General features: G+C 70.9%; 20 protein-coding genes. 11 read left to right on the plus strand and 9 right to left on the minus strand.

Features of this window, described 5'->3' with window-relative positions; translation table 11 throughout:
- The first annotated feature begins 156 nt into the window (after nucleotides 1-156).
- The 7 genes from ACIA5A_RS18820 (at nucleotide 157) to ACIA5A_RS18850 (ending at nucleotide 6,527) form a co-directional block, all read left to right on the plus strand.
- Nucleotides 157-756, plus strand: a complete 600-nt coding sequence (locus ACIA5A_RS18820; protein WP_396763571.1) for a hypothetical protein — start codon at nucleotides 157-159, stop codon at nucleotides 754-756.
- A 689-nt stretch (nucleotides 757-1,445) separates the two neighbouring features.
- The gene (locus ACIA5A_RS18825; RefSeq protein ID WP_396763574.1) at nucleotides 1,446-2,612 is read left to right on the plus strand and encodes a glycosyltransferase; all 1,167 of its coding nucleotides are present in this window, start codon (nucleotides 1,446-1,448) and stop codon (nucleotides 2,610-2,612) included.
- Entirely contained in the window at nucleotides 2,609-3,880 is a 1,272-nt protein-coding gene (locus ACIA5A_RS18830) for an aromatic ring-hydroxylating dioxygenase subunit alpha (RefSeq protein WP_396763577.1), read from the plus strand. The genes ACIA5A_RS18825 and ACIA5A_RS18830 overlap by 4 nt, the downstream gene beginning before the upstream one ends.
- Entirely contained in the window at nucleotides 3,877-4,389 is a 513-nt protein-coding gene (locus ACIA5A_RS18835) for an aromatic-ring-hydroxylating dioxygenase subunit beta (protein ID WP_396763580.1), read from the plus strand. The genes ACIA5A_RS18830 and ACIA5A_RS18835 overlap by 4 nt, the downstream gene beginning before the upstream one ends.
- 7 nt (nucleotides 4,390-4,396) lie before the next feature.
- A complete protein-coding gene (locus ACIA5A_RS18840) occupies nucleotides 4,397-5,605 on the plus strand; it encodes an MFS transporter (protein ID WP_396763583.1) in 1,209 nt (402 codons plus the stop codon).
- 42 nt (nucleotides 5,606-5,647) lie between these two features.
- Nucleotides 5,648-6,001 carry a carboxymuconolactone decarboxylase family protein gene (locus ACIA5A_RS18845; protein WP_396763586.1) on the plus strand — a complete coding sequence of 118 codons (354 nt, stop codon included), beginning with the start codon at nucleotides 5,648-5,650 and terminating at the stop codon, nucleotides 5,999-6,001.
- On the plus strand, nucleotides 5,991-6,527 hold the full coding sequence (locus ACIA5A_RS18850; RefSeq protein ID WP_396763589.1) for a hypothetical protein: 537 nt from the start codon (nucleotides 5,991-5,993) through the stop codon (nucleotides 6,525-6,527). The genes ACIA5A_RS18845 and ACIA5A_RS18850 overlap by 11 nt, the downstream gene beginning before the upstream one ends.
- Here the strand turns inward: ACIA5A_RS18850 and ACIA5A_RS18855 are convergent.
- The 3 genes from ACIA5A_RS18855 to ACIA5A_RS18865 form a co-directional block, all read right to left on the minus strand.
- Nucleotides 6,470-7,186, minus strand: coding sequence for a flavodoxin family protein (locus ACIA5A_RS18855; RefSeq protein WP_396763592.1), 717 nt, complete (start codon nucleotides 7,184-7,186; stop codon nucleotides 6,470-6,472). The genes ACIA5A_RS18850 and ACIA5A_RS18855 overlap by 58 nt on opposite strands.
- A 110-nt stretch (nucleotides 7,187-7,296) precedes the next feature.
- Nucleotides 7,297-8,526 carry a glycoside hydrolase family protein gene (locus tag ACIA5A_RS18860; RefSeq protein ID WP_396763594.1) on the minus strand — a complete coding sequence of 410 codons (1,230 nt, stop codon included), beginning with the start codon at nucleotides 8,524-8,526 and terminating at the stop codon, nucleotides 7,297-7,299.
- A 140-nt stretch (nucleotides 8,527-8,666) separates the two neighbouring features.
- On the minus strand, nucleotides 8,667-8,900 hold the full coding sequence (locus ACIA5A_RS18865; protein WP_396763597.1) for a response regulator transcription factor: 234 nt from the start codon (nucleotides 8,898-8,900) through the stop codon (nucleotides 8,667-8,669).
- Nucleotides 8,901-8,923: 23 nt separating this feature from the next.
- On the opposite strand from ACIA5A_RS18865, the gene ACIA5A_RS18870 reads away from it, so the two are divergent.
- A complete protein-coding gene (locus tag ACIA5A_RS18870) occupies nucleotides 8,924-10,933 on the plus strand; it encodes a hypothetical protein (RefSeq protein ID WP_396763600.1) in 2,010 nt (669 codons plus the stop codon).
- A 32-nt stretch (nucleotides 10,934-10,965) separates the two neighbouring features.
- The gene (locus ACIA5A_RS18875; protein WP_396763603.1) at nucleotides 10,966-11,361 is read left to right on the plus strand and encodes a hypothetical protein; all 396 of its coding nucleotides are present in this window, start codon (nucleotides 10,966-10,968) and stop codon (nucleotides 11,359-11,361) included.
- 158 nt (nucleotides 11,362-11,519) lie between these two features.
- Here ACIA5A_RS18875 and ACIA5A_RS18880 read toward each other — a convergent pair whose 3' ends face one another.
- Nucleotides 11,520-11,993, minus strand: a complete 474-nt coding sequence (locus tag ACIA5A_RS18880) for a hypothetical protein (RefSeq protein WP_396763605.1) — start codon at nucleotides 11,991-11,993, stop codon at nucleotides 11,520-11,522.
- A gap of 211 nt (nucleotides 11,994-12,204) precedes the next feature.
- On the opposite strand from ACIA5A_RS18880, the gene ACIA5A_RS18885 reads away from it, so the two are divergent.
- Together ACIA5A_RS18885 and ACIA5A_RS18890 are read left to right on the plus strand one after the other, a co-directional pair.
- On the plus strand, nucleotides 12,205-14,721 hold the full coding sequence (locus tag ACIA5A_RS18885; RefSeq protein ID WP_396763608.1) for a glycoside hydrolase family 3 N-terminal domain-containing protein: 2,517 nt from the start codon (nucleotides 12,205-12,207) through the stop codon (nucleotides 14,719-14,721).
- A gap of 175 nt (nucleotides 14,722-14,896) precedes the next feature.
- Complete coding sequence (locus tag ACIA5A_RS18890; protein ID WP_396763611.1) at nucleotides 14,897-16,354, plus strand: SDR family NAD(P)-dependent oxidoreductase; 1,458 nt, start codon at nucleotides 14,897-14,899, stop codon at nucleotides 16,352-16,354.
- 319 nt (nucleotides 16,355-16,673) lie between these two features.
- On the opposite strand, the gene ACIA5A_RS18895 is transcribed toward ACIA5A_RS18890, so the two are convergent.
- The 5 genes from ACIA5A_RS18895 to ACIA5A_RS18915 are packed head-to-tail and all read right to left on the minus strand — an operon-like array spanning nucleotide 16,674 to nucleotide 21,177.
- Complete coding sequence (locus ACIA5A_RS18895; protein ID WP_396763614.1) at nucleotides 16,674-17,486, minus strand: ABC transporter ATP-binding protein; 813 nt, start codon at nucleotides 17,484-17,486, stop codon at nucleotides 16,674-16,676.
- The gene (locus ACIA5A_RS18900) at nucleotides 17,483-18,562 is read right to left on the minus strand and encodes a FecCD family ABC transporter permease (RefSeq protein ID WP_396763617.1); all 1,080 of its coding nucleotides are present in this window, start codon (nucleotides 18,560-18,562) and stop codon (nucleotides 17,483-17,485) included. The genes ACIA5A_RS18895 and ACIA5A_RS18900 overlap by 4 nt, the downstream gene beginning before the upstream one ends.
- A 2-nt stretch (nucleotides 18,563-18,564) precedes the next feature.
- A complete protein-coding gene (locus ACIA5A_RS18905; protein WP_396763620.1) occupies nucleotides 18,565-19,593 on the minus strand; it encodes a FecCD family ABC transporter permease in 1,029 nt (342 codons plus the stop codon).
- On the minus strand, nucleotides 19,577-20,380 hold the full coding sequence (locus ACIA5A_RS18910) for a siderophore-interacting protein (protein WP_396763623.1): 804 nt from the start codon (nucleotides 20,378-20,380) through the stop codon (nucleotides 19,577-19,579). The genes ACIA5A_RS18905 and ACIA5A_RS18910 overlap by 17 nt, the downstream gene beginning before the upstream one ends.
- The gene (locus tag ACIA5A_RS18915; protein ID WP_396763625.1) at nucleotides 20,377-21,177 is read right to left on the minus strand and encodes an alpha/beta fold hydrolase; all 801 of its coding nucleotides are present in this window, start codon (nucleotides 21,175-21,177) and stop codon (nucleotides 20,377-20,379) included. The genes ACIA5A_RS18910 and ACIA5A_RS18915 overlap by 4 nt, the downstream gene beginning before the upstream one ends.

A 21,177-nucleotide genomic window follows, 5' to 3' on the forward strand; every position in this document is an offset into this window, starting at 1 on the left:
TCCCGCCCGCCGGGGACGTCGAGGCTCGTCCGCGGCACCGGTGATCGGCGGGGCCGGCCGGCCGACGCATCCCCGCAGGTCGCGGCGGCGTTGCCGGACAGCCCTACGGTGAGATCCAGTCGCCCCGGACCGCCGGCGGCGCGCGAAGGAGTGGCCATGCCCGCCCGAGTCCTGCTCCGCCCCACCGCCGCCGTCATGGTCGCCGCCCTGGCGGCGGCCGGCTGTTCGTCGCCGACGACATCCGCGGAGTCCACCGCGACCACGACCGTGTCCGAGGCTCCCACCGCCGTGGCGTCCACGCCGGAGGCGGCGCCCGCTAGCGTCGCACCCCGCATCTCCGCCACCGGGCCGACGGACGGCGACCGCGGCACGACCGGCGGTCGTTCGAACGGTGGCACCGGCAGCGACGAGGGACGGTCCGGCGGCGCCTCCGACGGCCCGACCATCGTCTACTTCCGGGTCGCCGAGAAGCCGTCGTGCCCGGCCGGGACCACCGTCAACCCGGTCGCCGGGCATCCGGTCCTCGTCGAGTGGAAGGCCACGAACGTCGACTCGGTGGCCCTCTCGGTCGACGGTCCCGGCGTGTACCGCGACACCTACCCGGCGACCGGCAGCGAGTCCTTCGCCTTCCCCTGCTCCGGTGTCGAGGGCGACGTCCAGAAGCACACCTACCTGCTGACGGTCCGCAACGCCGACGGCACGCGGACGAAGACCCTCGCGGTCAACGCCCGGGTGCACGACATTCCGGCGGTGTGACGCCGGCGGTACGGCCCCAGCCGCCCCGGGGTGGTCCTCGTCGAATCGTTCGGCGAGGACCACCCCGAGGTGTCACCACGCTCTCAGGCGTCTCCGGCGACGGCCAGGTTGAACCGGTCCAGTGCCTCCCGCTTCTCCGGTGACAGCTCATCGATGTTGACAGCGTCGGCACCCGGCCTGGTGCTGGGACGCTATATCGCGAGATCGGTTTCGCGATCGTCGGCCTGCTCGCGATCGGCGACGGTATCGTCCATCCGGTCACGCATCTCTTCTGACGGTGCGGCAGAAGCTAGCTCCGCGGTCGAAATCGAATCGAGAACCGCTACCTCTCGTTCCCACGCATATTCTTCTCGTCATTTCCGAGCGGTTCCGATCTGGTTGAGCCGACGCCCGTAGGCACTTTTTCTACGCTCTCGACGCCACGGCCACCCGATCGAATCCGGGATATTCCACCCCTATCACCCCGAGCGGGTCGGACTGCGGTCCAGCCCGCACCTAAACCCCGAACCACCCTCCGAGAGATGCGAGGCGTTGACATCGGCTGCACATCCCGGCAGGCTTTGCGGAACTCCCCGAGGCAGATCGTGCAAGGTTTTGAAGTGGCACGGGTCGATTCCTTGCAGTGATGTCGGGGAATGCGTTATGCCCCGTGACAGCACGGCTCCTTCTCTCGACGGATCGGAGAACTGATGCGCGTCGCCCTCCTCACCACGACTCAGCATGGTCACCTGAACCCGTATGTTCCGGTGGTCAACGCGCTCCGAGCCGCAGGCAGTGAGGTTGCGCTGCTCCTGCTCTCCGCGGACGGTGGCGCGCTCGACGAGCGGCGCCGCCAGGCACTGGGCGAGACAGAAGTCCACGCGGTCGGGGAAGTCGAGATGGCCCCGTGGAGCGGCGACCCGGCGAAAATCGGTCCGATGCTCCAGTCGTCGCCGGTGGCGGACCAAACGGCTGACGTGCTCCGTGCGACGGCGCCGGACTTCGTGCTCGTCGATTCGCTGCCGGTCACGGCCTCGGCCATGGTCGGCGCGCGGGCGTCCGGCGTGCCGTACGGGATGAGCTGGGCCAACCTCGGTGGGGTGTGCCCGAGCGAGCATCGACGTGGTCGCTGGCCGTACGACGAGCAGGTCGGCGACTATCTGACCGGGCACGGGGTGTTGTGGTCGACTCGAACTCATTCGGCGCGTTCGCCGATTCTCAACGTGATGCCGACGATCCCCGCCCTGGTCGGGGACGACGCGGTCACCGACGACGGTGTGCGGCTGGTCGGGTTGCCGGGTGCGGCGGGCACCCGCGGCGACGAGGTCGCCTTCTCCGACCTGGATCGACTCGCCCCCGACCGACCGGTGGTGTACGTCTCCTTCGGCACGATCTTCTACCGTCGGCCGGACCTGCTGCGCACGGTGATCATCGGGGCCGCGGCAACCGGCGCACAGGTGGTCGCCTCGGTAGGAGACCTCGCCGAGGATCTCGCGCTGCCCGCCGACGTGCTCACCGCCCCGTACCTGCCGCAGCGTGAGGTGCTCGAGCGCGCCGACGTGTTCATCACCCACGGCGGCTACAACTCCGTGGCGGAGTCGATCCGGGCGGCGACACCGATGCTGGTGATCCCGCTGGCTGTGGATCAGCCGATCCAGGCGCACTTCGTGGATAGCGCGGGCTTCGGGGCGGCGTTGGAGCCGGGTGGCGTGACCGAGCAGGCGGTTGCCGCCGCCGTCACCGATCTGCTCGATCCCGCGCGGGACTACCGGGCCCGGCTACGCGCCGCGCAGCCGGAGTGCGGCGATTCCGCCGCGCGCACGGCCGAGTTGGTCATCGGCACGGTTGAGGCGCTTCCGCGGAAGGGGGAGCTGTGACCATCGAGCTGCAGCCGGTACGCGGCCCGATCGTAATCGAAGATCTTGAGCGCCTCTCGTTCCGGGTGGATCGCCGCGCCTACACCGACGAGGATCTGGCCGCCCAGGAGATGACCAGGATCTTCGATCGTTGCTGGTTGTACGTCGGACACGAGTCGGAGGTGCCGGGACCGGGCTCCTACGTGGCACGCGACGTCGGCGGGCGTCCGGTGCTCATGACGCGCGGGTCCGACAGCGTGATCCGGGTGTTCGCGAACAGCTGCACCCACCGCGGGGCTCTGCTCTGCTCGCAGCCGACCGGGCAGGCCAGGTCGTTCCGGTGCCCGTATCACGACTGGACGTTCTCCAACCAGGGCGAGCTGGTCGGGGTCCCGATCCCGGACGGGTACGGGCCGGGCTTACGCAAGGCGGACTTCGACCTGGTGCGGCATCGCAGTGACACCTACCGCGGTTTCGTGTTCGTCACCTTCGATCCGGAGCAGCCGCGCACCCTGACCGAGTACCTGGCGGGTGCGACGGAGTACCTCGATCTGATCGACGATCAGTCCGAGGTCGGCATGGAGGTGATCCAGGGCGCGCAGCTCCACGGGGCTCGGGCCAACTGGAAGCTCATGATGGAGAACAGCGTCGACATCTACCACTTCCGGGCCCTGCACAAGCGGTATGTCGGCTACATGGAGTCGCTGGGGTCGGTGCCACCACGACGACGAGGCGGCTTCGGCTGCGCCCTCGGGCTGGGGCACGGCGCCAACGAACTGCCTCCGGCGGCGGCCCGCCCACTCGCCTACTGGACGCCGATGTTCGGCACCGAGGTCCGGCCTCGGATCGAGGCGACGGCCGCACGGTTCGTCGACCGGTTCGGCGCCGAGCGCGCCGAACGGATCACCGGCACCAATCGGGCCGTGCTGATCTTCCCCAACCTGATGATCATCGACGCGATCGCCATCACGATCCGCAAGATCGACCCGGTCGGCGCCGGCCGGATGGCCATCACCTCGGTCGCCCTGGCCCCCCGTGACGAGGATCCGGACATCCGGGCCCTCCGCAAGAGCCACTACCTGACCTTCCTCGGCCCCGCCGGCTTCGCCACCCCCGACGATATCGAGATCGTCGAGTCGTGTCAGCGGGGCTACCTCAACCGCGCGGTCCGCTACTCGGATCTGTCACGCGGCATGAACAAGAAGGTTCCGGAGACGACCGACGAGCTTCCCGCCCGGGAGTTCTGGCGGCAGTGGGACCGGCTGATGCACGGGGCGGAATCGCGATGACCATCGAACTGACAATCGACGACGCGGCCCAGGTGCGGTTGTGGCACCGGGTAAGCCAGTTCCTGTTCCGGGAGGCGCGGCTGCTCGACGAGTGGCGCCTGCTCGAGTGGTACGACGAGATGCTGACCGACGACATCCGCTACTCGGTCCCGGCCACCGACATCCGCGGCGAGCCGGCCGACGCGCTCGGGCTCATCGACGACGACGCCGCCCGGCTACGTCAGCGGGTCGAACAACTCCTCAACGGTGAGGTGTGGTGCGAGAGCCCACGGTCGCGAACGAATCGGATGATCAGCAACGTGGAGATCCTGGCCGATCGGGGCACGTACCTCGACGTGGCGGCGAATGTCGTCGCGTACCGGTTCGGGCACGGACGCTCTGACGCCTACGTCGGAAAGTACCGGTTCCAACTCGTCGTCGATGGCGGGTCGTTCCGGGTCCGGAGGCGGGTCGTGGTGCTCGACCACGAGACACTGTACGAGCACGCGAAGCTCAGCATCATCCTGTGACCGGACAGTGACGGCGGCCGACACCGGCAGCGTCCACCCCGTCGCCGCCGCCCAGCCGAGCCTCCCGCGCGAGGTCTACGTCCTCAGTGTCGTCGGTGGCTGCGTCATGCTGGGCCTGGGACTGGTGCTCCCGGTGCTCCCGGTGTACGCGGCGACGTTCGGCGCCGGGCCCGCTCAGATCGGGGCACTCGTCGCCCTGTTCGCGTTGATGCGGCTCGCCGCCAGTCCGTTCTGCGGGCCGCTCGGAGCACGCTTCGGGGAGCGGCGGGTCCTCGTCGCCGGCCTGCTGCTGTGTGCGGTCTCCTCGGCCCTGACGGCGTTCGCCGGGTCCTACGGGCAGTTGCTCGTGTTCCGCAGCCTCGGCGGCGTCGGCTCGGTGCTGTTCTCGGTGTCCGCGCTGGCGACGCTCCTGGCAATCGCGCCGGCCGGCCAGCGGGGCCGGGCCGGCGCCGTGTTCGAAGCCGGCTTCCTGCTCGGCGGGATCTGCGGACCGGCACTGGGCGGATTGCTCGCGCTCATCACCCTGCCCGCGCCATTCGTGGCGTACGCCGTGCTGTTGCTCGCCGCCGCGGTGCTGGCACAGGCGGTGCTGCGCACCGGCCGAACCGCCGGCGCGGAGCCACGCCGGGACGTGGTCCGGCTACCGGTCCTGCTGCGGGATCGACGCTACCTGGTGGCTTGCCTCGCCGCGTCGGCGCAGGGATGGGTCCTGTTCGGACTGCGCAGCGCACTGGTCCCCACGGTGGTGATGGCGTGGCGACATGACGTGGCGTGGGTCGGTTGGGCGTTCACGACATCCGCCGTCGTTCAGGCGCTGCTGATCGTGCCGGCCGGCCGGGTCGTCGATCGGGCCGGACGCCGGCCCGCCATGATCGCCGGCACCGGTGTGGGCGCGGCGGCGATCAGCGCCTTGGCGTTCGTGGACAGATACGCCTGGCTCGTCGTCCTGCTCTGTGTGTACGCGGCGGGATCAGCCCTGCTCAACGCCGCACCGGCCGCGCTGATCGGTGACGTCGTCGCCGGCCGGGCCGGCAGTGGCGTCGCCGTCTTCTCGATGTGTACCGATGTCGGCGCCGTTGTCGGACCGGTCGTCGTCGGGCTCATCGCCGAGCGGGCGGGTGTTCCGGCCGCCTTCGGCAGCGGCGCCGCGCTGCTGGTCGTCGCCTTCACGGCGTCGTGGACGTTGACACGTGTTCGACCAACCCGAAGGAGTTGAGCGATGGATCGGTCCGCTGCCCGACGTGAGCGAGGTGAGGCCATGTTCCAGCAGGTCTTCGGCCGCGAACCACGCCCGGGATCCTACCCGGAGTTCCTGCAGATCACCGTCGACCACCTGTTCGGTGAGATCTGGAGCCGCCCGCACCTGAGCGTCGAGGAACGTGAGCTGGTCGCGCTGACCGCTGTCACTCTGGCGCGCACGGATTGGGAGTTGCGCGGCCACATCGGCGCTGCCCTGCACCTCGGGATGTCGCGGGAGAAGATCGTCGAGGTCATCATCCAACTCGCCTACTACGGTGGCTGGCCGGTCGCCAACAACGGTCTGCGCGTCGCCCAGGAGGTCTTCGCCGAGCTCGACGACGCCGCCGGAAGGGACGCGGACCGTGACCGGTGAACCGATTCCCCTCGACCCGGCCGAAAAGGTCGACCTGTGGCGCCAGCGGTTCTTCGAGGCTCAGGCCGCCGCGGAGGAGTTCGTCCTCGGCGAGCACGGCGAAGCGGGGCTGTCCGCGTGGATCGCGGCGAACTCCCGCATCACCGCGACGCTGCTGCGAGCGCAACGGCCCGCCGGAATGTCCACCACCGATCACTTCATGACCCGGCTCGAGCGTCAGCTGTTGCTGTACGACTCGGCAGTGACCAGTGAGCCACAGCCCTCGGGCACCGTCCTGCGCAACGCCGACTGTGGGATCCTCCGCTACCGCAGACGAGCCGCCCGCGCTGGCGTCGCACTGACGTTCTCCTCACCGTGCCCGTACTGCCAGGAACTCAACACCGCCATCGCCGCCCGCTACGTCGAACCGCACGTCACGGTCTCGTGCGAACAGGCGGGCGACGGGTGCACCTGGCGCGCGGAATCTGCTCACGAGCCGGGAGCGGACGCGGTCGGGTCACCGCACCGGGGCCGAGCCGATGATTGAACTAACGGCAGTAACGCCCGGTCGACGGCCGGCGACCGGCTGACGTCGAGCGTCATGCCCAGTTGCCGGCCCACGGCCACGCACAGGTCGACCGCGGCGGTGCGGGTCAGGTCCGGATGGACGTTCTGGGTGACGCAGGCCGACGCCACGTTCTTGTTCCGTAGCCGCAGATACCACGGGAACAACGATCCGAGAGCGGGTTCGGTCAGCATCGTCCGCGAATGGACGATCGTCCCCACCAGCAGGTCGCCGAACGGGCGTTGCCCTGCGTTCATGAAGCTCTTCAGGCGTTCTTGGAAGATCTTCAGCACCGCGGGCACGTTCCCCGCGTACACCGGCATGGCGAGCAGCATCGCCTGCGCACCCTCGGCCAGGTCGACGACGCGCGCGAAGTCGTCGTCGATCGTGCACCGGCCCACCTCGGGATCGAGGCAGGTGTCCTCGCCCTCGCACATCGCGATGCGATGGTCGATCAACCGGATCCGCTGGATCTGCGCGTCATCGGCCTCCCGGACGAGACCGGAGATCGCCGCATCGAGCAGCGCGTCGGTCAGCGACGGAAGCCGCCGCTGTGTGCAGGACAACGCAATGACCTTCATCCGGGTGCCCCCTGCCCGCTCGGCGCCAGCCAGGACCCGGGACCCGACGACATCCCGCACCTGGCCACCAACCCTGAGGTCGCCCAACCTACCGACAATCGCGGACGACCGAAACGCCCCCGCACCGGCGGGAGGGAGAGACGACGACCTCACCCTCCCGCCGGTCCTGCTCATGACCTGCGGTACGCCTCGCCGGCCGGCGTCAGCATGCCGTCCTCGCGATACAGACCAATCGCCGCGGCGTCCCCCGACGCCGGCAGCGGGAACAGGGCGTAGCGCTCCACGTACGGGGCCGCCTGGAGCCGGGCGGTGGCCTGACGGATGAACTCGGTCAACTGCCCGGCGCTCGGGTAACGAGGATGACCGGTGAAGTTGGTCAGGCTGAACTCGGTGACCCACACGGGCAGCCCGTAGCGCTCGTGCACCGCCTGCACGTAGTCCATCAGGTGCTGCGGAGCGGCGTCGCCGAAGTCCGAGCCGTACCAGTGCAGGGCGATGAAGTCCACCCGCATGCCTCGCTCGCGCGCGCCGCTGAGGAAGCGGTCCAGCCATCCGCCGGGGACGTCGGCGCCGGCGGCGACGGCCGGGCTGCCCAGGCGCATCCCGGTTCGCTCCAGCCGAGGCCACAACGCCAGCGCCTGCTCGACGCTCATGTTGGCCTGCTGCGGCAGGTCGGGCTCGTTGAAACCGAGCAGCGTGGTGCCCGAGCGCCGCGCGGTGTCGAGGTCGTCGTCGACCGCGCCGGCGCCCCAGATCATCGGTACGAACTCCGCAGGCGCCGGCACGTCCGCCGGGTCCGCGGACCAGTCGTAGTACCAGCCGGCCCCCACCGCCCGGACGCCGTCGGCGACCCGGGGGAAGGCCCACGCGCTCACGCCCTTCTTGCCCGCCCCGGCGGCCGGCCGTGGCGCGCCCGGCACGCTCCACCGCTGGGTCGGGCTGCCGGTGCAGGTCCACAGCCGCAGGTGCGTGCCGTCGGCGTCGCCGGGGGTGTCGAGACACTTGCCGGAGCCGGCGTTGACCAGTTGCCCGTCGGTGATCCGCCACTGTTGCGCGCCGGTGCCGTTGCAGTCGAACAACTGGATACGGGTGCCGTCCGCCCAAACGCTGCCCGCGACGTCGAGGCACTTCCCCAGCGCCCGCACCGACCCGGAGCCGTCGTGGGACCAGTCCTGGGCGATCGTGCCGTTGCAGTCGGCGACCTGGATCGGTGTGCCGTTGGCGGTCTGCGCCCACGGCACGTCGACGCACCTCCCACCGGCGCCGACGATTGTCGCGTCGGAATTGGCCCGCGCGGTGGGCGCGACGGCCAGACCCGCGCCGAGCACGGCCCCGACCGCACCAAGGACCACGACGGCGCGTCCCACCCGATTCGCGCCGTCCCGCTGCCACACGTACATTCGACCTCCACTCGCCGGACCCGCCCCACGGCGGGCGGGACTGCGCCTTCGACGGTCGGGGACGGCCTTCGGTTCACCGATCACGTGATCCGGGCGGACCGGCGACCGCCAGAGGCCCGAGCCGGGCGTGCGGGCGCCGGTCAGGTGCCGACGCGGCGCGTCTCGTAGGCCCACCTGACGACCTCGACGCGGTTGCGGGCGTTGAGCTTGCGCATCAGGGCGGCCATGTGGGTCTTGACAGTGCTGAGGCTGATGGACAGTTCGTCGCCGATCTCGGGGCAGGCCCGGCGTGGGGGTCGGTGACAGCGGCTCCGGTGACCGCGCGAACTGCTGGAAACGCCTTTCTCCGCTTGGTGTTCGCTCCGTAGGATCACCGGCGATCAAGGGGGATGAAACGGTGGGCGATTTCCAGCAGTTCGCGACGGATGTTACGTCGCGCCTGTCCACGATGTCCAAGAACGAGTTGTACGCCGTCGGCGACGGTCTCGACCGGGACTCGCTCTGGCTCACCTTCCTCGACTCCTTCCCCGCCGGCACCAATCCGCGGTTCCGTGAGCGATCCGAGTACGACTGCTCGACCTGCCGCGGATTCGTCAAGCACTTCGGCAACGTCGTCGAGATCCACGACGGGCGGGTCCGTACCGTCTGGTCCGGGGTGTCGGCGTCCGACCCGGTCTTCTCCGTCGTCGCCGCCGCTCTGGACGAGTTCGTGCTGTCGCTGCCCTTGGCCACCGTCTTCCGGTCCGCTCAGCCGCAGTACGGCACGGAGACCACCCGAAGCCTGCGCGACGGTCAGGTCGAGGTGTGGCACCATCTGCACGGCCGGGTGCGGGAGCGGCACCGCACCGAGGACGTCGGCGCGGCGCAGGGCCACTTCGACGCCGCGGTGCAGGTCTTCCAGCGTGGCCTGGCCGAGCTGACCCGGCACGCGCTGGACACCGTCGTCGACCTCGTCGACGGCAACGCTCTCTACCGCGGCGCGGAGCATCGTCGGGCGATGACCGAGTTCCGCTCGCTGCAGAGCCGGTGGACCCAGGCCGCCGACCGACGGGCCTTCGTCTTCGCCAACGCCACCAACCCGGCGGCCCGTCTCCGCAACACGGTGATCGGCACCCTCGTCCAGGATCTCTCCGCGGGTGTCGACCTGGAGCAGGCGGTCCGGTCGTTCGAGACGAAGGTGGCGCCGCAGAACTACCAGCGCCCGACGGCGTTGATCACCCCAAGCATGGTCAAGGCCGCCATGAAGACCATCGCCGAGCTGGGCATCGAGGAGTCGTTGCAGCGACGGTTCGCCCGGCTGTCCGACGTGTCGGTCACCAACGTGCTGTGGGTCGACAACGACACCCAGTCACGGATGAAGGACGGCATCGAAGGTCTGCTCATGCGGGCGGCCACCGCCCGGTCGTCGGGTGCGTTCCCGCGCGGCGCCGAGCCGGAGGAGATCCCGGTGGTCTCCTTCCTGAAGGACATCCTGCCCGGCTCCGCCAGCATCGACCTGTGGGTCGCCAACTCCCACGAGCCGCACCTCGTCAGCCTCACCACCGGCCGCCACCCGGCTGCCCCGCGGTTGTTCAGGTGGGACAACGACTTCGGCTGGTCGTACGGCGGCAATGTCACCGACTCGATCAGGGAGCGGGTCAAGCGGGCCGGCGGCAACGTCACCGGCAAGCTGCGGGTGAGCCTGTCCTGGTTCAACCACGACGACCTGGACCTGCACGTGTACGAACCCAACGGTGACCACATCTGGTACCAGGAGAAGCGCAACAAGCTGGACGTCGACATGAACGCCGGCGGGACGCTCTCCCGCGAGCCGGTGGAGAACGTCACCTGGACTGACCGTGTCCCCGACGGCGAGTACCGGATCGAGGTGAACCAGTACCGCAGGCGGGACAGCAGCCAGGGCGGCTTCGTGATCGAGACCGAGAGCAACGGGAAGATCGAGAACTACCGCCACGAGCGCGCGATCGGCCACAAGGAGACCGTCGAGGTGGGCCGGATGACTGTCGCCGGCGGGGTGATCACCGCCTTCCGGCCGGGCAGGGACGTGCAGCCGGGCAGCGCGGGCAAGGAGATGTGGGGCATCACCACCGAACAGTTCGTGCCGGTCTCCACCATCATGTACTCGCCGAACTATTTCGACGACAACGAGGTCGGCAACCGGCACTACTTCTTCGTCCTGAAGGGGTGCCTGAACGACCAGCCGACGCGCGGCATCTATAACGAGTTCCTCCGCGGCGACCTGCAGCCGCACCGAAAGGTGTTCGAGGTCCTCGGCGACCGCACCAGGTGCGAACCGTCTCCGGGCCAGCTTTCCGGCCTCGGCTTCAGCTCCACCGTCCGCAACTCCGTGCTCGCCAGGGTGGCCATGACCGGCGGCCGGCGCCGCCTCATGAGCATCCAGTTCTGAATCTCCTACCCGCATATCCCAGAGAGGTCACCGTGACCGTTTTCGAGAAGGCCACCCGGGAGAAGTTCCGCTATCCGTCGACCAAGGGGCTGCTGACCACGGAACAGCTCTGGGAGCTTCCGCTGACCGCCAAGTCCGGCTTCAGCCTCGACGACGTGGCCAAGGCGGTCAACGCCGAGCTCAAGGCCGTCGACACCGAGTCGTTCGTGGCCACCGAGGCCAATCCGGCCAAGGCGACCCTGGAGGCGAAGCTGGAGGTCGTCAAGCACGTCATCGCCGTCCGCCTCATGGAGGATCAGGCGGCGAAGGCGGCAGCGGCCAAGAAGCTGGAGAAGGAGAAGCTGCTGGCGGCCCTGGGCCGCAAGCAGGACGCCGCCCTGGAAAACCTGACCGAGGCGGATCTCCTGGCCCGCATCAACAACCTGTAGCCCACCGAGGATCAGCGCCGCCCGGCCGGCCCGTGCACCGTCGAGAGGTACGGCCGCCGGGCATGGACCGCGCGGCCAGGCGGCGGGCGGGTCGACGTCGGGCCGGGCGGGGAGTCGCCGAGGCCGGTCCGTTCGGCGACTCCCCGCCGGCAGTCCGGTCAGAGCCGGCAGCGTCGGTCCTTCGCGGGGACCTCCCTGCACTCCGTGACGTCCCGGTTCCGCGTCGACCTGCTCGGCAAGTCGCTGCAGGCCGGCGTGGCGCAGGCCGTGCGGTCGTCGACGCGCCAGGCGGCAGCCACGCTGCGGCCGTCCGGGTCGGCCGGGCGGTATTCCAGCCACCGGCGCAGGTCGTTACCGCCGTCGACCCTGCCGGTGAGGACCAGGTTGAACGAGCCTCGCACGCGAAGCAGGCGGATCTGCTCCTGCACGCCGACGTTCGGCAGGCTGGTGCCCAGGCACGCGGGACCACCGTCGCGCCAGCAGGTCCAGACCGCCACGGGATCGGTGCCGCCGGCCGCCGGGAAGGTGTCGGGCGAGATGTCGAAGACCACCGCGTTGTCGTCCCCGAACACCTCCGCCGCCACGCTCCAGAACGAGCGAGCGGCGAGATCATCGGTCCGGCGCAGCGACACGATGGGTGTGATGCCACCCCGAACGAGCCGGTCGACTGCCCGGTAGGGCCTCGGATCGGCGGTGACCGTGCGGATGCGGTGCCCTGTCAATACCGTGTCGACCGCGGCCGTGCACGAAGGAGGGCGCCGGGCGTGGCATCATGAGGCAGAGCCGAGTTCCGGGCACAGGGCAACCTCAGGGCACCGCCATCGATTCCCGAAGGGAATGCTCATGCGCATCCGGCTCCGCGGATCCACGCGCCCATCTCGTACCCGGACAACCGTCGTCGGCGTCGCCACAGCGGTCGCGCTCGCCGCGACCGGCCTGGCCCTGGCCCCGGTCGCGGCGGCTCAGACGCTGCCCTACCAGGATCCATCCCTACCCGTGGCCCAGCGGGTGGTGGACCTGCTGTCGCGAATGTCGCTGGACGAGAAGATCGGCCAGATGACCCAGGCCGAGCGCGCCAAGGTCGGTCCGGCCGACGTGACCACCTACCGGCTCGGCTCCGTCCTGTCCGGCGGCGGCTCGGCACCGTCACCGAACACCCCGGCCGGCTGGGCCGACATGTACGACACCTTCCAGCGAGGCGCGCTGGCCACGCCGCTCGGCATCCCGATGCTCTACGGCTCGGATGCCGTGCACGGACACAACAACGTGGTCGGCGCAACGATCTTCCCGCACAACATCGGTCTGGGCGCCACCCGCGACCCGGACCTGGCCGAGCGGATCGGCCAGGCGACCGCCGAGGAGGTCACCGGCACCGGCGTGGACTGGACCTTCTCGCCCTGCCTCTGCGTGGCCCGCAACGACCGCTGGGGCCGCACCTACGAGTCGTTCGGCGAGAAGCCCGAGTTGGCGACGCAGATGAGCAGCATCGTCACCGGCTACCAGGGCACCACGCTCGGCGGACCGGCAAGCGTGCTGGCCACCGCCAAGCACTACGTCGGCGACGGGGGGACCACGAACGGCACCGACCAGGGCAACACCCAGCTCTCCGAGGCGGAGCTGCGAGCCATCCACCTGCCGCCCTTCGTGGAGGCCATCCGCCGGGGCGTGGGCTCGATCATGGTCTCGTACAGCAGCTGGAACGGGCAGAAGCTGCACGGCAACCGCTACCTGATCACCGATCTGCTGAAGAACGAGCTGGGCTTCACCGGCTTCGTGGTCTCCGACTGGAACGGCATCGACCAGATCGACGGCGCCCCGGGCTTCACCGGCGCCGAGGTGGCGCAGGCGGTCAACGCCGGCATCGACATGGTGATGGCGCCCGACGCCTGGCAGTCCTTCATCACGCTCCTGCGCGCCGAGGTGCAGGCGGGCCGGGTGCCCCTGTCGCGCATCGACGACGCCAACCGGCGGATCCTGACCAAGAAGTTCGAGCTGGGCCTCTTCGAACGTCCCCTCGCGGACCGCTCGTACGCGGGCACCGTGGGCAGCGCGGCACACCGCGAGTTGGCCCGTGAGGCGGTGGCCAAGTCGCAGGTGCTGCTGAAGAACGGCGGCGCGCTGCCACTGCGCACCAACAGCCGGATCTTCGTCGCCGGCAGGAACGCCGACAACATCGGCAACCAGAGCGGCGGATGGACCGTCAGCTGGCAGGGCGGCAGCGGCAACACCACCCCCGGCACGACGATCCTGCAGGGCATCCGGAACACCGTCGGCTCGGCCGGCACCGTGACCTACAGCCTCAACGGCAGCGGCATCGACTCCTCCTACGACGTAGGGGTCGCGGTGGTCGGCGAAACGCCGTACGCCGAGGGCCAGGGCGACCGGCCCGCCGGCCTGGGTCTGGACGCCACCGACCTGAACACCATCAACACGCTGCGCGCGGCCGGCGTGCCGGTGGTGGTCGTGCTGGTCTCGGGTCGCCCGCTGGACGTCGCGTCCCAGGTGCCGAACTGGAACTCGCTGGTGGCCGGCTGGCTGCCCGGCACCGAGGGCCAGGGCGTGGCGGACGTGCTGTTCGCGGCGCGCCAGCCCACCGGCAAGCTGCCGGTGACGTGGATGCAGTCGGCCGGCCAGCAGCCGATCAACGAAGGCGACGGCAAGGCCCCGCTGTTCCCGTACGGCTTCGGGCTGAGCTACGGCAACCCGACGCCGGACACCACCGCGCCGACCGCGCCGAGCAACCTGCGCGCCACCGTCAGCGGCACGTCCGCCACGCTGACCTGGTCGCCGTCCACCGATGACGTGGGGGTACGGGAGTACGTCGTCCACGAGACGGCCGGCACGTCCGACACGGTGTACGGCCGGACGACCACTCCGTCCGTCACGATCAGCGGACTGGTTCCCGGCGCGTCGCGGCAGTTCTACGTGGTCGCGGCTGACGCGGCCGGCAACACCTCGCCGGCCTCGACGACGGTCGTGGTGCAGGCGGCGGGCGTGGACCCCACGCCGCCCCCCACGCCCACGCCCACCCAGGGCGCGGCCGCCTGCCAGGTCACCTACGCGACGAACGACTGGGCCGGCGGCTTCAGCGCCACCATCACCGTGCGCAACACCGGCACCGCCGCGCTGATCGGTTGGACGCTGCGCTTCGCGTTCCCCGACGCCGGCCAGCGGGTCACCCAGGGCTGGTCGGCCACCTGGTCGCAGAACGGTACGGCGGTGACGGCGAGCAACGCCGCGTGGAACGGCTCGCTGCCGGCCGGCGCGTCCACCGGGCTTGGCTTCAACGGCACCTTCAGCGGCGCCAACCCACGCCCGGCCTCGTTCACCCTCAACGGGGCTCCGTGCACCGCCGGGTGACCGGTCAGCCCTAGCAGATCGTTCCGCACCAGCCGTGGTGTGTCGGTGTCGTCACCTGGTGACACCCCGGCACACCGCGGGATGCGTCCGTGGCCGTGAGGTGCGTACAGTTTCGGGTCGGACTTGGGGTGGGCCGGGTGGATCCGGCACAGGGAATGGGACGAGACAGCGACGCATGACGGCGGACAACATTACCGAAACCGGTCAAGACGGCATTGACCGCGGACGGCTGGAGACCTGTCTCAGCGTTTTCGAGGCGTTGGAGGCCCTGCCTCCCGACCACCCCGACGTGGTGCGAGTGCAACGGGCCACCGCGAAGCTCTACAAGGTGATCAAGCAGCGGCGACGCGAGGAACGGCGGGATGCCATCGCGGCGGCCGACCGCGCGGTGACGGCGGCCACCGCCACCGGCGCCCCGGGCCGGATCGACGACGAGACCCAGGGCATCCCGCTCGCCTCCCCCACCGCCGGTGCCACCGCCGGCTTCCTGCACAATCCGCGCGGCTGCTACGTCTGCAAGCGGCGCTACCACGAGGTGGACGCCTTCTACCACCAGCTCTGCCCGCCCTGCGCCACGCTCAACCGGGAGCGCCGCGACGCGCGCACCGACCTGACCGGCCGGCGCGCGTTGCTCACCGGCGGCCGAGCCAAGATCGGCATGTACATCGCGCTGCGGCTGCTGCGCGACGGCGCGCACACCACGGTGACCACGCGGTTCCCGCACGACGCGGTCCGCCGATTCGCCGCGATGCCGGACAGCGGGGACTGGCTGCACCGCCTGCGGATCGTCGGGATCGACCTGCGCGACCCCGCCCAGGTGATCGCCCTCGCCGACTCGGTCAGCGCCCAGGGACCGCTCGACATCCTGATCAACAATGCGGCGCAGACCGTCCGCCGCACGCCCGGGGCGTACGCGCAGCTCGTCGCCGCGGAGGCGGCGGCCCTGCCGGACGGTGCCCTGCCGGAGCTGATCACGTTCGCCAAACCTGCCGGCCCGGGCGACCCCGCGGGGATGATCGCCTCGCCGCAGTCGGCCACGGTCACCCCGCAGGCGCTCACCGCGTTGGCGCTGACCAGCGGCTCCGCCTCGCCGGAACGGATCGCGGCAGCCACCGCCATCGACGCCGGCGGTCTGGTGCCGGACCTCGACCCGGTCAACAGCTGGGTGCAGCGGGTGCACGAGGTGGATCCGGTCGAGCTGCTCGAAGTGCAGCTCTGCAACGTGACCGCACCGTTCGTGCTGGTCAGCCGACTGCGGCCGGCGATGGCCGCAGCGACCGCCCGTCGAAAGTACGTGGTGAACGTGTCGGCGATGGAGGGCCAGTTCGCCCGCGGCTACAAGGGGCCGGGGCACCCGCACACCAACATGGCCAAAGCCGCGCTGAACATGCTCACCCGGACCAGCGCCCAAGAGATGCTGGCCGACGGCATCCTCATGACAAGCGTCGACACCGGCTGGATCACCGACGAGCGCCCCCACCCGACGAAGATGCGGCTGGCGGACGCCGGCTTCCACGCCCCGCTGGACCTGGTCGACGGCGCGGCCCGGGTCTACGACCCGATCGTCCGCGGCGAACAGGGCGAAGACCTCTACGGCTGCTTCCTGAAGGATTACGCGCCCTGCGCCTGGTGATCAGCGCGCCCACCCCGCCGTCGGCCGCCCGGCCTCAGGCCGACCTGGGTCACCACGTCGCCCCCGGCCACGGACGGATAGGCTCGTCGCGCGGTCATGATGCAGGCGTACGGCGTCTCGTGCTCGGATCGACGGACCTCATGTACGTCGATGTCGGGTGAAAGTGAATCAGACACGATCGCGGGCTGAAATGCTCTGATTCTGGTCAAGGTACAGCTGGCCAGGATGTGCGCCTTCCGGGTCAGGTCCGGCATATTGCCCTGAGGGGATCGACGCGCAAACCGGTTGCTACTGACACGAACCCGAAACAAACGTCCAGTCAACCGGCCGGCACCGGACCGGGGACCGTCGAGCGTGGCAGCGGCACGACCAGCGGCGTTCCGGTCGCCGGATCCGGCACCACCAGGGCACGCAGCCCGAAGACCTCCGCCAGCAGGTCCGGGGTCAACACCTCCGCCGGCGAGCCCGTCGCCACGATCCGGCCGTCCTTCATGGCGACCAGCACGTCGGCGTAGCGGGCGGCGAGGCTCAGGTCGTGCAGGACCATCACCACGGTCCGGCCCATCTCCCGGTGCAGGCGCCGGACCAGGTCGAGCACGTCGATTTGGTGCGCCAAATCGAGGAATGTCGTCGGCTCGTCGAGCAGCAGCAGGTCGGTGCCCTGCGCCAGGGCCATGCTGATCCACGCGCGTTGCCGCTGCCCGCCGGAGAGCGCGTCGACCGGGCGGTCGGCGTACTCCAGCATGTCGGTCCAGCGCAGCGCGTCGGCGGCCAGCGCCTCGTCGTCCCGGGACCACTGGCGAAACCAGCTCTGGTGCGGGTGGCGCCCGCGCATCACCAGGTCGGCGACCGTCAGCCCCTCGGGAGCGCTCGGCGACTGCGGCAGGACGCCGAGGATCCGGGCTACCTCCCGGGTCGGCATCCGGTCGATCCGGTTGCCGTCGAGCGACACCTGCCCCCCGCTCGGTCGCAGCAGCCGGCCGAGCGCCTTGAGCACTGTGGACTTGCCGCACCCGTTGGGGCCGATGATGGTGGTGACCAGGCCGTCGTGGACGTCGACGTCGAGGCCGTCGACGACGGTCAGGTCCCCGTACGCGAGGCGCAGGCCCTCGCCGCGCAGCCGGGCGTTCATGCGCTGATCCTCCTGGATCGCCGGAGCAGTAGCCAGAGCAGGTAGGGCGTGCCGATCATCGCGGTGAGCAGGCCGACAGGCAACTCCTTCGGCGCGATCACGACCTGGGCGGCCAGGTCCGCGCCGACCACGAGCAGCGCGCCGAGCAGCGCCGAAGGGAGCAGAGGTGGGCGACTTCCGCCGCACAGGCGCAGCGCGATCTGCGGCACGACGAACGCCACGAACTCGATCGGGCCGGCGGCGGCCACCGCCGCGGCGGCGAGCGCGGCGGCCACCGCGACGACGGCGAGCTGGGCGCTCCGCAGCCGCAGGCCGAGACCCTGCGCGGTGTCCTCGCGGAACTGCAACAGGCGCAGCGCGACCGACGCGGCCAGCGCGAGCGGCAGCAGCACGGCCAGCGCGGCGGCGAGTGGCCGGACGTGCCCCCAGTCCCGGCCGGCCAGGGAGCCGCTGAGCCAGATGGTGGCGCGGGTCGCGTCGACCAGTTCGGCCCGGACCAGCACCCAGTTGGTGACGCCGCCGAGGATCTCGCCGACACCGAGCCCGACCAGCACCAGCCGATACCCGTCGATGCCCCGCCGCCAGGCCAGCAGGTAGATCAGGGTGGCGCTGACCGCCGCACCGCCCAGGGCGGCCAGCGGAACCCCGTACGAGCCGGTCACCCCGCCGAACACGATGGCGGCGACCGCTCCGGCCGCCGCACCGTTCGTCACGCCCAGGACGTCGGGGCTGGCCAGCGGATTGCGGGCGAACGTCTGGGTGAGCGCCCCGGCGACCGCGAGGGCGACGCCGACCAGCAGCGCGCAGAGCACCCGGGGCAGTCGCAGGTTGAGCACGATGTGCCGTTCGATGCGGGTTCCGCCCCCGGTGAGCACCTCCCACACCGTCGGCGGGGCGATGGGGAAGTCGCCGTGGCAGACCGCTACCACGGCCAGCGCGACGGCCGCGACGAGAGCGGCCACCGTGACAGCCACCGCCCGCAGCGGCACCGGAGCCGAGACCGGCCCGACCCGCACGACGCGGCGACCGGGCAACCGCAGCCGGGCGGTCTCCGTCGCCGCGGTTCGGGTCAGCACGCTCACAACCGCACCAGCCTGACCCGGCGGACCAGCCAGATGAAGAACGGCGCCCCGGCGACCGCCAGCACGATGCCGGTCTGCACCTCGGCGGGCCGGGCGACGAGCCGCCCGGCCACGTCGGCCAGCAGCACGGCCGCCACCCCGAGCAGCCCGGCGTACGGCACCAGCCAGCGGTGGTCGGGGCCGGTCAGGGCGCGCGCGACGTGCGGCACGACCAGGCCGACGAAACCGATCGGTCCGCACGCGGCGGTCGCCGCGCCGGTGAGCAGCATGATCGCGACAACGCCGACGGCCCGGGCCAACGCGACGTTCTGGCCGAGCGCCCGGGCGACGTCCTCGCCGAGGCCCAGCGCGTTGAGCGCCGGTGTGTTGGCGGCGGCGAGCAGCAGACCCGCCGCGATGAACGGGGTGACCTGCCCGGCCGTGCCGATCTCCCGACCGGCCAGCGAGCCGACGACCCAGAAGCGGAACACGTTCAGCGTCTCCGGCGAGTTGATCAAGATCGAGGAGGTGAAGGAGGCGAGCAGTGCGCCGATCGCCATCCCGGCGAGCGCGAGAGTCACCGGCGTGGGCCCGTGCCGGCCGCCGGAACCCACGGCGAAGACGACCACGCTGGCCGCCAGCGCCCCGGCGAAGGCGAACCAGATGTAGCCGCCGAACGACGTCACGCCGAACACCGCGATGGCGACGACCACGGCGAACGACGCGCCCGCCGACACCCCGAGCAGGCCCGGGTCGGCGATCGGGTTGCGGGTGTGCCCCTGGATCAGGGCCCCGGCCACGCCGAGGGCGAGACCCACCGCCACCCCCAACGCGGTACGCGGGGCGCGCAGCTCCCGGACCACGGCGGTGGCGTCGGAGGAGTCCGGGCTGACCAGCGCACGCCACACGTCGTGCGGCGCGACGTCCTGCGCGCCGAGCGCGAGGCTGAGCAGCACCGCGACGCCCGCGAGCACCACCAGCCCGATCAGGCCGGGAACCCGGCTCCGCCGGCCGGACCGCCGGACCAGTTCACTCGTCGACGTCATGGTGGTCGAGGTTGACGGTGCCGCGCTTCCAGTAGCCGTCCACCTCGACGTGCTCGCGGGGCAGGCCGAGCGCGCGCAGCCGCCGGCGGATCGGTTTGAGCGCGGTGGCCTCGCCGGCCACCCACACGTAGCCGGCGCCGTCCGGGGCGCGGAAGTCGGCCAGCGCGGCACCGAGCGACTGGCCGGCGTCGCGACGCAGCCAGGTGAGGACGGTGTCGGGGGAGATCGCCAGGTCCTGCTCCTCGGCGGCGTCGGCGACCTCGGCGAAGGCGTACACCGGCACGCCGGCCGGCAGTTGTTCCAGCCAGGCGCCCAGCGCCGGCAAGGCGGTCTCGTCACCGGCGACCAGATACCAGTCGAAGGTCAACGGATTGAGGTACGACCCGCGCGGGCCCAGCACCCCGATCCGCTGGCCGGGCCGGGCGGCACCGGCCCAGGACGCACCGGGACCGTGCCCGTGCAGCGCGAAGTCGATGTCGATCTCCCGCTGCTCCCGGCGCACGTAGCGGACCGTGTAGTCCCGGAAGATCGGCTGCGGCGTGCCGGGGCCGGGCGGCTCGAAGCCCTCGGGCCCGATCGTCGGCATCACCGGCAGCTCCGCGCCCGGCTCGGGGAAGAACACCTTGACGTGGTCCTCCGGCGCGGCGTACGCGAAGGTGTCCAGGTCGTCGCCGGTGAGGGTGATCCGTGCCATGCGCGGGGTGATCCGTTCGGCGCGCACCACGGTGAGCAGGCGCGGCACCAGATCGTGCCAGACGAGTTCGATCTCGCGTACCGGCGTGCTCATGGGAACTCCTTGAAGAAGGCGAGGACGGCGTCGTTGACCGCGTCGGGCTGTTCCAGGTAGCCGTAGTGGCCCGAGTCGGGGATCTCGGCGTACCGGGCGCGGGGTATGCAGTCCGCCAACTCCCGGCCGCGCGGCGCGGGCGTCACGAGGTCGTCGGCGAAGGACACCACCAGCGTCGGCGCGGTGATCGTCCGGTAGGCGTCGCGGCGGTCAGTGTCCCAGTCCAGGTCGAGCTGGGCCCGGGCGCCCGCGTCCCCCGCCGGTGACAGCTCGAAGATCTCCAGCCAGTCCTGGGCCCGCTGGGGGTCGGCGAGGGTGCGGGGCGACAGGTTCTGCATCGCCCGGACGACGGCGGCGTAGCCGGGCGGCAGGGTGACGGCGTTGTCGTACAACTGCTTCTCGGCGGCGGTGAGCGCCCGGGACAGCGCGTCGGGGCGGGCCCGCGAGGCCATCAACACCGCCTGCACGGCCAGGTCGGGGCGGCTGACCAGGAGTTCCTGCACCAGGTGCGCGCCCATCGAGGAGCCGACCAGCCGGCAGGGCCCGCCGGCGACCCGCTCCACGAACAGCGCCAGGTCACCGACCAACGCGCCGACCGTCAGCGGCCCGGTGTGCGGGCTGCCCGCGCCACGGTTGTCGACGGTGACAACCCGGTAACCGGCCGCGACCAGGGCCGGAACCTGGTGCAGCCACCAGGTGCGCCCCCGCGCTCCGGTGCCGGGCACCAGCACCACGGACGGACCCGACCCGGCCTGCTCGTAGTGCAGGTCGAGGTCGCCGACGGTCAGGACAGGCAC

Source organism: Micromonospora sp. NPDC051300 (genome assembly GCF_044455315.1).
Taxonomy (GTDB): Bacteria; Actinomycetota; Actinomycetes; order Mycobacteriales; family Micromonosporaceae; genus Micromonospora; species Micromonospora robiginosa.

Bases quoted from the DNA above. Each gene is read 5' to 3' on its own strand.
- ACIA5A_RS18820 (WP_396763571.1), top strand. From the start codon at position 157: ATGCCCGCCCGAGTCCTGCTCCGCCCCACCGCCGCCGTCATGGTCGCC.
- ACIA5A_RS18825 (WP_396763574.1), top strand. From the start codon at position 1,446: ATGCGCGTCGCCCTCCTCACCACGACTCAGCATGGTCACCTGAACCCG.
- ACIA5A_RS18835 (WP_396763580.1), top strand. From the start codon at position 3,877: ATGACCATCGAACTGACAATCGACGACGCGGCCCAGGTGCGGTTGTGG.
- ACIA5A_RS18845 (WP_396763586.1), top strand. From the start codon at position 5,648: ATGTTCCAGCAGGTCTTCGGCCGCGAACCACGCCCGGGATCCTACCCG.
- ACIA5A_RS18860 (WP_396763594.1), bottom strand. From the start codon at position 8,526: ATGTACGTGTGGCAGCGGGACGGCGCGAATCGGGTGGGACGCGCCGTC.
- ACIA5A_RS18885 (WP_396763608.1), top strand. From the start codon at position 12,205: ATGCGCATCCGGCTCCGCGGATCCACGCGCCCATCTCGTACCCGGACA.
- ACIA5A_RS18890 (WP_396763611.1), top strand. From the start codon at position 14,897: ATGACGGCGGACAACATTACCGAAACCGGTCAAGACGGCATTGACCGC.
- ACIA5A_RS18895 (WP_396763614.1), bottom strand. From the start codon at position 17,486: ATGAACGCCCGGCTGCGCGGCGAGGGCCTGCGCCTCGCGTACGGGGAC.
- ACIA5A_RS18905 (WP_396763620.1), bottom strand. From the start codon at position 19,593: ATGACGTCGACGAGTGAACTGGTCCGGCGGTCCGGCCGGCGGAGCCGG.
- ACIA5A_RS18910 (WP_396763623.1), bottom strand. From the start codon at position 20,380: ATGAGCACGCCGGTACGCGAGATCGAACTCGTCTGGCACGATCTGGTG.